The organism is Achromobacter sp. 413638 (assembly GCF_043119405.1).
Taxonomy (GTDB): domain Bacteria; phylum Pseudomonadota; class Gammaproteobacteria; order Burkholderiales; family Burkholderiaceae_B; genus Achromobacter.
In genome coordinates this window covers 230,402-242,112 of the sequence record NZ_JBICCO010000001.1, presented here as the reverse complement: position 1 = coordinate 242,112, position 11,711 = coordinate 230,402, and the positions used below count along the sequence as shown (strand labels likewise).

Here is an 11,711-nt window from a genome sequence, read left to right as displayed (position 1 = left end):
GCTCGAAGAGGCGGGGGTTGCGGCAGCCGGTGCCGGGGCGGCCGGCGCTGCGGCCGGGGCCACGCCCTGTTCGGCCAGCGCGCGCTCGATGGCGGAGGCGTCCTCGCCGTCGGCCAGCAGCACGCCCAGCACGGTGTTCACCGGCACCGACGAGGCGCCGGCGGCGACGACGATGCGGCCGAGCACGCCGGCGTGTTCGGCGTTGATCTCGACGATGGCCTTCTCGGTCTCGATTTCGGCCAGCGCGTCGCCGACGGCGACCGTGTCGCCTTCCTGCTTGAGCCACTGGTGCAGATTGCCGCCCGAGGTGTCGGCGGCCACGGAGGGAAGCTTGATGAGGTATGCCACGTTGATGTCCTATTCAGCGGCGGCGGCCGTGTCGGGCTGGAGGTCGGGTCGGTAGGCGGCGGGGTCGTCGTACTCCACCAGCTCCAGCACGTTGCCTTCGGGATCGCGGAAGAACGCCAGCCAGGTGCCGGGGCGCACTTCCATCGGCGCGGGCGCGCTGTCGAACGTCACGCCCCGCGCTTGCAGCTGGCGCACCACGCCGGGCAGGTCGCGCACGATGAAGGTGAGGTAGGTGGCGCCCTGGCGGTCCAGGATGGCGCCGGCGGCCGGGCGCGGCTGGGGCGCCACGGCGGGCTGCAGCAGCTTGACGCGCTCGCCGTAGCTGGTCTGCAGCCGCGCCACGTCGTAGCCGGCCGAGGTCAGGCCGGTGGCGGCCGCCTTGTCGGCGGGCACGCTCACGCGGTTGACCAGCGCCAGGCCCAGCACGCCGGTGTAGAAGGCCAGCATCCCGTCCAGGTCGGCGCAGCAGATGCCGACTTCCATCGGCACCGTCATGCGCAGGCGGGCCTGTTCGGGCGCGTTCATGCCTGCTCTCCCAGGTCGGCCAGCACGTCGGCCAGGCCGGCCATGACTTCCTCGGTGTCGGCGAAGGCGGCGCGTTCCAGCACCTTGGAGATGCTGGGCGAGGCCTCGCCGCCCGTGACGCGCTTGACGGGCTGGTCCAGCCAGTCGAACCAGCGGCGCTGGATCTCGTCGGCCAGCATGGCGCCGTAGGACGTGCCGCGCGCGCCCTGTTCGACGATCAGCACGTTGTTGGTCTTCTTGATGCTCTCGCCGATGGTGTCCCAGTCCAGGCTGGCGCGGTCCAGCGTGCGCAGGTCGATGATCTCGGCGTCCACGCCGGCGGCCTCGGCGGCCTTGAGCGCGCGGCTGACCATGGACAGGTAGGTCAGGATGGTGACCTTGCCGCCCTGGCGGCGCACCTGCGCCTTGCCGAAGGGGATGGCGTAGTCCAGGTCGCCCGCGGGCACCTCGCCCGACGAACCGTACAGGTCCACGTGCTCGATCACCAGCACCGGATCCTTGGAGGCCAGCGCGGTGTTCATCAGGCCGACGTAGTCGTAGGGCGTGGACGGGGCCACGATGCGCCAGCCGGGCGCGGTGGCGAAGATGCCGGCCGGGTCCATCGAGTGCTGCGAGCCATAGCCCGTGCCCATCGCGACCTTGGTGCGCAGCACGAAGGGCACGTCGATGTCGCCGCCGAACATGTGGCGGGCCTTGCCGATCTGGTTGAAGACCTGGTCGGCCGCGACCCACATGAAGTCGGGGTACATGAACTCGACGATCGGACGGTAGCGGCCGTCCATGGCCAGGCCGCCGCCCAGGCCGGCGAAGGCGTTCTCGGAGATCGGGGTGCCCAGCACGCGGTCCGGATACTTGTCCTTCAGGCCGCGCGTGGCGCCGTTGGTGCCGCCCTTCAGGCGGTGCACGTCCTCGCCCAGCACCACCACGCCGGGATCGGTTTCCATGCGGCGGTCCAGCACGTCGGCGACGGCGTCGACGAACTTGCGCTCGACCCGCTCGCCGGCGTGTTCCGAGGCTTCCTGGTAGCGCAGGCCGGCCAGTTCCGAGCCGTCGCTGCGCAGGCCCACATCGCGGAAGTCCGGGCTGGGCCACAGGTCGGCGCGCACGCGGCGCTTGCCGCCGTCGGCGGCCTCGGTCAGGCGGCCGGCCACGTCCTTCATCACGTCCTTGCAGCGCTGGCGCAGGGCGTCGACTTCGGCCTGGGTGATCAGCTTGCGGCCGATCATCTCGGCGGCGACCTTGTCCAGCGGGTCGCGGCGGCGCCATTGCGCTTCCTCGTCCTTGCTGCGGTAGCCGAAGGCGCTGCCGGGGAAGGGGCCGTTCTGGTGGAAGTAGCGGTACACGTCCACTTCGACGATGGTAGGACCCTTGCCGGCGCGCATGTGCGCCACGGCTTCCGACATGGCCAGGTACACGGCCAGCGGATCCATGCCGTCCACCTGCCACGACGGGATGTTGAAGGCCAGGCCGCGCGCCGACAGGCGCGGTTCGGCGGTGGATTCCTCGACCGTGGTGGACACCGCGTAGCGGTTGTTCTCGATGAAGAAGCACAGCGGCGTCTTCCAGGCCGCGGTCAGGTTCATGGTTTCCAGCACCGAGCCGATGTTGACCGCGCCATCGCCGAAGTAGGTCACGGCCACGCGGTCGGTGCCGGCGTGCTTGTGCGCCCAGCCCGCGCCGGCGGCCAGCGGCACGCCGCCGCCGACGATGGCGTTGGTGCCCAGCGCGCCGGCTTCGAGCCAGCGCAGGTGCATGGAGCCGCCACGGCCTCGGCAATAGCCTTGCGCCAGGCCCATGATCTCGGCCAGCGTGCGTTGCAGCACTTCGTCGACGGCGGCGTTGATCGGGTTGCGCGGGTCCAGCCCTTGCGGCGCGACGTGTTGCAGCGCCTTGGCCAGGAACTGGTGGTGGCCTCGGTGCGAGCCGTTGATCTGGTCGCCGGCGCCCAGCGCCAGCACCGAGCCGACCGCGCCGCCTTCCTGGCCCACGGACGAGTGCGCCGGGCCGTGCACCAGGCCTTCGGCGGCCAGTTCCAGCACCGCTTCCTCGAAGGCGCGGATCCAGTGCAGCTGCGTCAGCATGTTGGACAGCAGCGCCGGATCGGCCTGTTGCCAGTCCTTGGCGTCGACCGTCAGTTGGCGCCAGGGCGCTTGCGGCGCAAGCGGGTGATGGGTGGCCATGAGTGAATCTCCAGAAATGTCGGGCTTGATGCGTGTTAGAGGTAGCTGTAGCGGCTCCAGCCGCCGTCTGCCACCAGGGTGTGTCCGGTGATGTAGGCGGCCTGGCGCGAGGCCAGGAACACCGCCAGGTCGGCCATTTCGGCCGGCTGCGCCAGGCGCCGCAGCGGCGTGCGCTGCTTCAGCCGTTCGGGGTCGAGGCGGCCGCGCGCGGCCAGGTCGCGCACCAGATCGGTCTCGACGTAGCCGGGCGCCAGCGCGTTCACGCGCACGCCCAGCGGGCCCCATTCCACGGCCAGCGTCTCGGTCAGCAGCACCACCGCGCCCTTGGTGGCGCAGTAGGCCGCGCGGTCGGGCGCGGCCACCACGCCGTACATGGAGGCCAGGTTGATGATGCAGCCGGCGCCGGCCGGCACCATGCGGCGGCCGGCGGCCTGGGCGCACAGGAACACGCCGGTCAGGTTGATGTCCACGGCGCGGCGCCATTCCTCGGCGCTGACTTCCAGCGTGGGTTTGTTGGCCGAGATGCCGGCGTTGTTGACCAGCACGTCGATGCGGCCCCAGGCCTGTTCGACCTGGGCGAAGGCGCGTTCGACCGCGTCGGCGTCGGTGACCGAGGCCTGGCAGGCCAGGGCCTCGCCGCCCTCGGCCTGCAGGCCGGCCACGGCGACGGCCAGCGCGGCCTCATCCATGTCCAGCAGGGCCACGCGCGCGCCCTGGCGCGCGAAGGCCTGGGCGGCGGCGTAGCCGATGCCCTTGGCGCCGCCGGTGATGACGACGGTCTGGCCGCGCAGGTCGGCGTACACGGTGTCGGGAGTCTGTTGCAAGATGATTGCCTATGAAGGTTGTGGGCGGCGGCTCAGACCGCCAGCCATTCCTGGACCACGTCCTGGCGCTGCTGCAGCTCGGCGGGCGGTCCTTCGAAAACGATGCGGCCGTGGCCCATCACGCTGACGCGGGTGGAGACCTTCAGCGCGATGGTCAGCTTCTGCTCGACCAGCACCACCGACACGCCGCGCTGGTGGATGTCGCGGATCACGTCGGCGATCACTTCCACGATCTTGGGCGCCAGGCCCTCGGTCGGCTCGTCGATCAGCATGACCTTGGGATTGCCCAGCAGCGAGCGACACATGGTCAGCATCTGCTGCTCGCCGCCCGACAGGTTGCCGGCGCGGGTGCCGCGCCGTTCCTTCAGGCGCGGGAAGTAGTCGAACATCTGCTCGACGGTCCAGAACGGCGCGTCGGCGCGGCGCGGCTGCTCGCCCATGCGCAGGTTCTCGTCCACCGTCAGGTTGGCGAAGACCTCGCGTTCCTCGGGCACGAAACCCAGACCGGCGCGGGCGATCTCGAAGGGGCGCTTGTTGGTGATGTCGCGCCCTTCGATGCGGATCTGCCCGCCGGTCACGTCCACCAGGCCCATGATGCTCTTCATGGTGGTGGAGCGGCCGGCGCCGTTGCGGCCCAGCAGGCTGATGACTTCGCCTCGGCCGATGGCCAGGTCGATGCCATGCAGGATGTGGCTCTTGCCGTAGTGGGCGTGCACGCCCCGAAGGCTGAGCAGTTCCCCGGTTTGCGCGCTCATCGCGTCGTCCTTCGCGCTGCGCGCGTTGTTGTTCCCCTTGGAGGCGGCGGGATGGGTGGCGTGCTGGCTCATACGGCTTCCTCCCCGAGATAGGCCTCGCGCACGCGGGCGTCGCCACGGATCTCGGCGGGCGTGCCGGTGGCCAGGATCTCGCCGTACACCAGCACGCTGATGCGGTCGGCCAGCGAGAACACCACCTGCATGTCGTGCTCGACGATCAGCAGCGTGCAGTCGCGCGTCACGTCCTTGATCAGCTCGACCGTGTAGTCCACTTCATGCTGCGACATGCCGGCCATGGGCTCGTCCAGCAGGATCACGCGCGGCCGCGAGGCCAGCGTCATGCCGATTTCCAGCGAGCGCTGTTCCGAATAGTTCAGGTCGCCGGCCGCCACGTGCTGGCGCGGTGCCAGCCGCACCTTTTCCAGCAGGCGGTCCACGTCTTCGTTGACGGCGCGGTTGCGCGCGATGGGACGCCAGAAGGTGTAGACTAGGCCGTGCATGCGCAGCACCGCCAGCCGCAGGTTCTCGCGCACCGACAGGCGCGGGAACACATTGGTGATCTGGAACGAGCGCGCCAGGCCCAGGCGGTTGATGCGCTCGGGCGCCAGGCCGCCGATGGCGCGCGATTGCAGGCTGATGTCGCCGGACGTCGGCGCGAACGAGCCCGACATCAGGTGAAACAGCGTGGACTTGCCGGCGCCGTTGGGGCCGATGACCGCGTGGCGTTCGCCGGCGCGCACCGCCAGGTTCACGCCGCGGATGATCTGCGCGTCGCCGAAGGACTTGCGCACGTCGGTGAGGGTGAGGATGTCGTGGTTCATTGCGCCGTCTCCAGGGCGGGGGCGGCCGGGTCGCCGTCGCGCCACAGCGCCAGCGCCCAGCGGCAGGCCACGAGGCCCGCGGCCAGCAGCGCCAGCGGAATCAGCCAGGTCGACAGCGCCAGCGGCGCCCAGTCGCGGCCGAACAGGGAAATGGCCGGCCAGCCGGCGTCGGGGTTCAGGGCCAGCAGCGAGCGGTAGTCGCGGGCGAACATGCGTTGCAGCAGTTCCACCGTGAAGACCGTGCCGGCCGTCAGCAGCAGGCCGCCGGCCGTCGATACGGCGGCGCGCGGCAGCCAGTCGGCCAGGCCGCGCTCGCGCAGCGAGCGGGCGGCGCGCTGCACCAGGCCGACCAGGCCGTCCGGCACGAACAGCATCACCAGCACGAACAGGATGCCCTGATACAGCAGCCACGAGCGGGTGATGTCGGCCAGCGTCTGCGACAGGAAGGTCAGGATGGACGCGCCCAGCACCGGACCCAGGAAGGCGTTGACGCCGCCGATGTAGGCGAACAGCACTGCGTCGGTGGACAGCTTGACGTCGAACAGCACGTAGTTGCCGGCCTCGATGTTCAGCGCCTGCAGGCCGCCGGCGATGCCGGCGAACATGGCGGACAGCGCGAACACCAGCGTCTTGAGCGTGTGCGGACGGTAGCCCAGGTAGCGCAGGCGGTGCGCGTTCTCGCGCAGGCCCAGCGTGAGCCGGCCCAGCGGCGTGCGGGTCAGGCCGTACAGCGCGGCCAGCGACACCAGCACCCAGGCCAGCACCAGGAAATAGACCTCGATGTCCGAGCCGAACGAGAAGCCCCAGGCCGGCATGCGCATGGCCGACAGGCCGGCCTCGCCGCCGAACACGCCCTTCAGGTGCGGCGCCAGCGCGTGCAGCAGCTCGGCCAGGGCCAGCGTGATCATCGAGAAATACACGCCCGACCGCATGGTGGCGAACCAGCCCGCGACCAGCCCGAACAGCAGGCCGGCCACGCCGCCGACCAGCGGCATCAGCGGCGTGGGCAGCAGCCCGGCGCCGCCCAGCGCGTTCATGGCATGAATGGTGGCGAAGGTGCCGACGCCGAAGTAGGCGGCGTGGCCGAAGGACAGCATGCCGCCCTGGCCGGCCAGCAGGTTGAAGGCGCAGGCGAACAGCGCGGCGATCAGCATCTGCACCGCGGCCACCAGCTGGCCCGGGGGCAGCAGCCAGGGCAGCGCGCACAGCGCGGCCACGCACAGGATCAGCAGCAGCGCGCCCGAGGCGCGGCGGGCATGGGTAGTCGATTGGCTCATGCCTGTTCTCCCTTCAGGCCCGAAGGCTTGACCAGCAGCACCACCAGCATCAGCAGGAAGGGCAGGGTCGCCGCCAGGCTGGATATCTTCACCGTCATCAATCCGCCCACGCTCTCGGCCCACTCGCCGGCGCCGAACAGGCCGAACAGCGTGGCCAGGCTGGCGTCGATGCCGACCGAGAATGAGCTGATCAGGCCGATCAGCAGCGAGGCGATCATGGCGCCGCCGAGCGAGCCCAGCCCGCCCACGACCACCACCACGAACACCAGCACGCCCAGTTCCAGCGCCATGTTGGGGTTGGTGGTGTAGAAGGCGCCGGCCACCGCGCCGGCCAGGCCGGCCATGGCCGCGCCCACGCCGAACACGCTCATGAACACCAGTGGCACGTTGTGGCCCAGCGCCTCGGCCATGCGCGGACGATAGATGGCCGAGCGCACCACGATGCCGACGCGGGTGCGCGACAGCAGCAGGTAGATCACGCCGAACATGACCAGCGACACGCCGCCCATCAGCAGGCGGTAGAAGGGGTAGTCGGCGTCGAACACGCGGAAGGCCGCGAAGTTCAGGAACTGCGGCACGCGGTAGTCGACCGGGAAGTCGCCGTAGAACAGCTTGACCAGCTCGGCCACGATGAAGGCCAGGCCGAAAGTGACCAGCAATTCCTGCGCGTGGCCGAACTTGTGCACGCGGCGCAGGAAGTAGCGCTCCACCGCCATGCCCAGCGCGCCCGAGATCACGGTGGCCAGCGCTAGCGCGGCCCAGAAGCCCGTGACCGGGGTCAAGGTATAGGCGGCATAGGCGCCTATCATGTAGAACGAAGCGTGCGCGAAGTTCAGCACGCCCATCATCCCGAAAATCAGTGTCAGGCCTGCCGACACCATGAACAGCAGCAGGCCGTAAATCACGCCGTTCAACAGCGAGACGGTAAAGTATTCCATGTCCGCTCCATAAATCCTGCGCGCGGGCGCGATGCGCCGCGCGATCCATCGCGCCCTGTTGTGGCCGGCCCCGCGCCGGCGGGCGTTTTTTCCTGCGGGTCCACGGACGGGCCGCGAGCGCGGCCCGCCCCCAGCCGCATCAGTTCGGGCGGACCATCTTGCACGTGGATTGCACCGGCGCCGACACGTCGGCGGCGCTCAGCACCTTGACCGGCTCGAAGCCCATGTCGGTGTCGTCGGCCTTGTACTTGGCGTTCTTGCCGACCGTGGAAACCACCATCGGCAGCTGCACCTGGTGGTCCTCGGCGCGCATCGTGTAGGTGCCCAGCGGCGAGGTGTAGGTGACCTTCTCCAGCGCCTTGGCCAGTTCCGGCACCGACAGCTTGCCGTCCTGCGGCTTGACCTGCTTGAGCGCCTCGCCCAGGAAGGTGACGCCGATCACGGTCTGCGGTTCGGTGTAGCTGGGGTAGTGGCCGGTCTTGGCCTTGTAGTCCTCGGCGAACTTGGCGCCTTCCTCGCCGGCGGCCTCGATGTTGTACGGGTGGGCGATGTAGTGGCCCAGCGCGACTTCGCCGGCGTTGGCCAGGTTGCCCACCTGGTCCAGGAACACGGTGGCGAAGCGCACCTTCAGGCCGGCGGCCTGGGTGGCCTTCATCAGCAGCAGCAGGTCGTTGGACCAGTTGCCGGTGATGACGGTGTCGGGATTGGCCGAGCGGATGCGCGCGACATACGGCGCGAAGTCCTGGATCTTGTTGACCTCGTGCAGGGTCTTGCCGACCACTTCATAGCCGTACTGCTTGGCGAAGCGCTCGGTGGCGCCTTCCATGTCCTGGCCCCAGGAGTAGTTCTGGTTGATGGCGTAGACGCGCTTGCCCAGCGTGCCGTCGGCCGACATGACCGAGGTCAGCGCCTTGACGCGCAGGTCGGCGTTGGTGGCGAAGCGGAAATGGTAGAAGTGGCACTTCTGGCCGGTCAGTTCCAGCGCCTCGCCGCCCACGTTCAGGAACAGCACTTCCTTGCCCGGATTGCGCAGGTTGTGCTTGCGCACGTCTTCGGTCAGCTGGCCGGAGATCGCGGACGAGGAACCCTGCACCAGGATCTGCACGCCCTCGGCGGCGGCCGCGCGGAAGCGGTCGGACGCGCCCACCGGGCCGCCCTGGTTGTCGAACTCGACCAGTTCCAGCGGCTGGCCGTTCCAGCCGCCGGCGGCGTTGATGCGGTCCAGCTGGTACTTGACCGCGGCGCGGAAGATCAGGCCGGTCGAAGCCTGCGGGCCGGACAGCGTCTCGATCAGGCCGATCTTGACGGGCGCGGCCTGCGCCGAGGCGGCGATGCCGGCCAGGCACAGCAGGCCGGTGGTGAAAGCCAATTTCATGCGTGTCTCCTCCGTGGAACGGGAGTGTGGTGAATCCGTGGATCAAGCGAGCGCGCTGGCGGGGCGGACCCTAGCGCGGCTCCGGTATGCCCAGGTAGCGGGCAATCTCGGCGATCTGTCCTTCCAGCATGTGCAGGCCGGCGTGCGTGCGCAGGCCGCGCGCGGCGGCGGCGCGCAGCAGCGGCGTGTCGACGCGGCTCATCACGGCGTCGGCCACGACCGCGCCGGCGGGCAGCGCATCGAGGGGGAAGGGCAGGGGATCGGTGTCGGACAGGCCCAGCGAGGTGGCGTTGACGGCGATCTCGCAATCGGCGCCAGGCGCGGCGTCGGCCAGCTGGATGTCCAGCGCGGGATAGGCGGCCGACAGGCGCGCGGCGAATTCGCGGGCGCGTTCGGGGGAACGGTTGTACAGGTCCAGGCGGGCCGGGCCGGCGTCGGCCAGGGCACAGGCGATGGCCTTGCCCGCGCCGCCCAGGCCGGCCAGGTAGACGCGGCGGCCGGCGGGCTCATGGCCCTGGGCGCGCAGGCCGGCCACGAAGCCCAGCCCGTCGAAATTGCCGCCGGCCAGCTTGCCGTCGCGCAGGCGGATCGCGTTGACGGCGCCGATCAGGCGCGCGGCCGGCGTGATCTCGTCGCACAGGACGGCGGCCTGTTCCTTGTGGGGCACGGTGACGACCAGCCCGCCCAGGTTATGCAAGCCGCGCAGGCCGGCGAACAGCGCCGGCAGGCCGTCGGGCGAGACGTGGAAAGGGACCATGACGCCGTCGGCGCCGCGCTCGCGCAGCAGGGCGTTGAGCCGCTGCGGCGTCTTGACGTGCGCGATCGGGTCGGCCGCGATCGCGTATACGGTTGTGCTGCCGGTGATTTCCACCTGATTGTCCCCTGCCTGTCCTGCGGCTTGGCGCCGTGTTTTCTGATCCGCTTGCCTGTTCGCGCCAAGTGATTTACGCTTTCAAGCAAGTTGTCAGGCAACTTTATTAAGTTGTCCGATAAATCATAGGGCAAGCGTTTTTGCCGTGTCAAGCAGACGGAGACAAGATGATTTCATTCGAACAGCAGGTGATCGCCATCACGGGCGCGGGCAACGGCATCGGGCTGGCCACGGCCAGGCTGATGGCCGCGCACGGCGCGCGCCTGGCATTGACCGACATCGACGGCGCGCGCCTGGCGCAGGTGGCGGCCGAGCTGGATCCCGGCGGCGAGCGCGTGCGCGCCTACGCGCTGGACGTGTCGTCCTCTGCCGACTGTGACCGGGCGCTGGCCCAGGCCGCGCAGGACTTCGGCGGGCTGGACCACTTGGTGCACTGCGCCGGCATCTATCCGGAAAGCCTGGTGCGCGACACCACCGACCAGGGCTGGAAAAAGCTGATGGGCGTGAACCTGGACGGCACCTTCTACGTCTGCCGCGCCGCCGAGCGCCACCTGCGCGAGAACGGCTCCATCGTGCTGCTGACCTCGCTGGCGGCCCAGCGCGGCAGCTACGCGCACGCCGCCTATTCGGCGTCCAAGGGCGCGGTGCAGAGCTTCACCCGCAGCCTGGCGCTGGAGCTGGCGCCCAAGGTGCGCGTGAACGCGGTCGCGCCCGGCATCATCGCCACCTCCATGACCAACGACCTTATCGGCCAGAAGGGCGACCAGCTGCTGGCCAGCACGCCGCTGCGCCGCTTCGGCTCGGCCGAGGAGATCGCCGGCCCGATCGCCTTCCTGTGCTCGCCGCTGGCGGCCTTCGTGACCGGCGAGGTCATGCAGGTGAACGGGGGCATCTATATCGCGTAAAGTGCAGTGCGGCGGCGCCCGGCATCCCGGCAAACCCTATACTTTTCGCAGGCGTCCGCCGCAACAGAACGTCGAGACATTCCTATAAGCCCAAGGCGGCCGTCCCGCGAGCCGCCGAATCTTCACGTTTCCCTATGCAGCCCAGTCAAGATCAGGATTCCGCGCGCGCCGCGCCCCGCAGTTCGCTGTCCGCATCAGTGGCCGATGCCCTGGCCGAACAGATCCGCCAGGGCGCGCTCGCGCCCGGCGACCGCTTGCCCACCGAGAAGCAGCTGACCGAGATCTACGCCGTCAGCCGCGCCGTGGTGCGCGAGGCCCTGGCCCGCCTGAAGTCCGAGGGCTTGGTCACCTCGCAGCAAGGCAGCGGCGTGTTCGTGGACCCCAACTTCCAGAAGAACGCCTTCCGCATCGCCGCGCCCGCGCCGGGCGACAGCCAGGAGCTGGAACACATCCTGGAACTGATGCTGTCCATCGAGGTGACGGCGGCGCGCTACGCCGCGCAGCGCCGTGGCGACCAGGACCTGAAGAAGATGAAGCAGGCGCTGGTCGGCATGGAATACGCGCTGGTCAACGACAAGCTGGGCGACGAAGAGGACTACCAGTTCCACCTCGCCATCGTGCAGGCCACGCACAACCCGCACCTGGTGGCGCTGAACGACTACCTGGAAGCCAATGTGCGCCGCGTGATCCGCAGCGCGCGCAACAACACCGCGCGCATGTACACCGAGCGCATGGCGGCGGTGCAGAGCGAGCATCAGGCGATCTTCGCGGCCATCGAGGCGGGGGATCCTGATGCCGCCGGACGAGCGGCGGAACAGCATCTGCGCAATGCGGCGGATCGGCTGCGGCTGTTCCAGGCGGAGCGTCCGGCGCCGGTTTGAGGCGCGAGGCT

12 protein-coding genes are annotated in these 11,711 nt (G+C 69.6%); 2 read left to right on the top strand and 10 right to left on the bottom strand.

Translation table 11 applies throughout. The features are described 5' to 3' along the window. From ACEU5R_RS01170 to ACEU5R_RS01125, 10 genes are all read right to left on the bottom strand, one after another. The coding region (locus ACEU5R_RS01170; protein WP_392408858.1) for a biotin/lipoyl-containing protein at window positions 1-348 on the bottom strand (348 nt) is incomplete at its 3' end. 9 nt (window positions 349-357) lie between these two features. After that, window positions 358-873: a VOC family protein gene (locus tag ACEU5R_RS01165; RefSeq protein WP_103271295.1), complete on the bottom strand. Its 516-nt coding sequence runs from the start codon at window positions 871-873 to the stop codon at window positions 358-360. Then, window positions 870-3,053: a thiamine pyrophosphate-dependent enzyme gene (locus ACEU5R_RS01160; protein WP_392408857.1), complete on the bottom strand. Its 2,184-nt coding sequence runs from the start codon at window positions 3,051-3,053 to the stop codon at window positions 870-872. Before ACEU5R_RS01160 ends, ACEU5R_RS01165 begins: the two co-directional genes overlap by 4 nt. 35 nt (window positions 3,054-3,088) lie before the next feature. Further along, a complete protein-coding gene (locus tag ACEU5R_RS01155) occupies window positions 3,089-3,877 on the bottom strand; it encodes an SDR family NAD(P)-dependent oxidoreductase (protein WP_103271293.1) in 789 nt (262 codons plus the stop codon). A 32-nt stretch (window positions 3,878-3,909) separates the two neighbouring features. Further along, window positions 3,910-4,632, bottom strand: coding sequence for an ABC transporter ATP-binding protein (locus tag ACEU5R_RS01150; RefSeq protein ID WP_103276217.1), 723 nt, complete (start codon window positions 4,630-4,632; stop codon window positions 3,910-3,912). A gap of 68 nt (window positions 4,633-4,700) precedes the next feature. Further along, a complete protein-coding gene (locus ACEU5R_RS01145; protein ID WP_103271292.1) occupies window positions 4,701-5,453 on the bottom strand; it encodes an ABC transporter ATP-binding protein in 753 nt (250 codons plus the stop codon). Then, window positions 5,450-6,730 carry a branched-chain amino acid ABC transporter permease gene (locus tag ACEU5R_RS01140; RefSeq protein ID WP_392408856.1) on the bottom strand — a complete coding sequence of 427 codons (1,281 nt, stop codon included), beginning with the start codon at window positions 6,728-6,730 and terminating at the stop codon, window positions 5,450-5,452. The genes ACEU5R_RS01145 and ACEU5R_RS01140 overlap by 4 nt, the downstream gene beginning before the upstream one ends. Then, complete coding sequence (locus ACEU5R_RS01135) at window positions 6,727-7,668, bottom strand: branched-chain amino acid ABC transporter permease (RefSeq protein WP_103271290.1); 942 nt, start codon at window positions 7,666-7,668, stop codon at window positions 6,727-6,729. Before ACEU5R_RS01135 ends, ACEU5R_RS01140 begins: the two co-directional genes overlap by 4 nt. A 139-nt stretch (window positions 7,669-7,807) precedes the next feature. Continuing rightward, on the bottom strand, window positions 7,808-9,043 hold the full coding sequence (locus ACEU5R_RS01130) for a branched-chain amino acid ABC transporter substrate-binding protein (protein WP_392408855.1): 1,236 nt from the start codon (window positions 9,041-9,043) through the stop codon (window positions 7,808-7,810). Between the two features lie 70 nt (window positions 9,044-9,113). Further along, complete coding sequence (locus ACEU5R_RS01125; protein WP_103271288.1) at window positions 9,114-9,914, bottom strand: shikimate dehydrogenase; 801 nt, start codon at window positions 9,912-9,914, stop codon at window positions 9,114-9,116. Window positions 9,915-10,081: 167 nt separating this feature from the next. Between ACEU5R_RS01125 and ACEU5R_RS01120 the strand changes: the two genes are divergently transcribed. Both ACEU5R_RS01120 and ACEU5R_RS01115 read left to right on the top strand, forming a co-directional pair. Further along, window positions 10,082-10,819 (top strand): SDR family NAD(P)-dependent oxidoreductase, encoded by a 738-nt coding sequence (locus tag ACEU5R_RS01120; RefSeq protein WP_103271287.1) that lies wholly within the window; start codon window positions 10,082-10,084, stop codon window positions 10,817-10,819. A 134-nt stretch (window positions 10,820-10,953) separates the two neighbouring features. Beyond that, window positions 10,954-11,700 (top strand): FadR/GntR family transcriptional regulator, encoded by a 747-nt coding sequence (locus tag ACEU5R_RS01115; protein ID WP_103271286.1) that lies wholly within the window; start codon window positions 10,954-10,956, stop codon window positions 11,698-11,700. The last annotated feature ends 11 nt before the right edge of the window (window positions 11,701-11,711 follow it).

Excerpts from the sequence above, each read along its gene's own strand:
- ACEU5R_RS01165 (WP_103271295.1), bottom strand. The coding sequence starts at position 873 with ATGAACGCGCCCGAACAGGCCCGCCTGCGCATGACGGTGCCGATGGAA.
- ACEU5R_RS01160 (WP_392408857.1), bottom strand. The coding sequence starts at position 3,053 with ATGGCCACCCATCACCCGCTTGCGCCGCAAGCGCCCTGGCGCCAACTG.
- ACEU5R_RS01150 (WP_103276217.1), bottom strand. The coding sequence starts at position 4,632 with ATGAGCGCGCAAACCGGGGAACTGCTCAGCCTTCGGGGCGTGCACGCC.
- ACEU5R_RS01145 (WP_103271292.1), bottom strand. The coding sequence starts at position 5,453 with ATGAACCACGACATCCTCACCCTCACCGACGTGCGCAAGTCCTTCGGC.
- ACEU5R_RS01140 (WP_392408856.1), bottom strand. The coding sequence starts at position 6,730 with ATGAGCCAATCGACTACCCATGCCCGCCGCGCCTCGGGCGCGCTGCTG.
- ACEU5R_RS01135 (WP_103271290.1), bottom strand. The coding sequence starts at position 7,668 with ATGGAATACTTTACCGTCTCGCTGTTGAACGGCGTGATTTACGGCCTG.
- ACEU5R_RS01130 (WP_392408855.1), bottom strand. The coding sequence starts at position 9,043 with ATGAAATTGGCTTTCACCACCGGCCTGCTGTGCCTGGCCGGCATCGCC.
- ACEU5R_RS01120 (WP_103271287.1), top strand. The coding sequence starts at position 10,082 with ATGATTTCATTCGAACAGCAGGTGATCGCCATCACGGGCGCGGGCAAC.
- ACEU5R_RS01115 (WP_103271286.1), top strand. The coding sequence starts at position 10,954 with ATGCAGCCCAGTCAAGATCAGGATTCCGCGCGCGCCGCGCCCCGCAGT.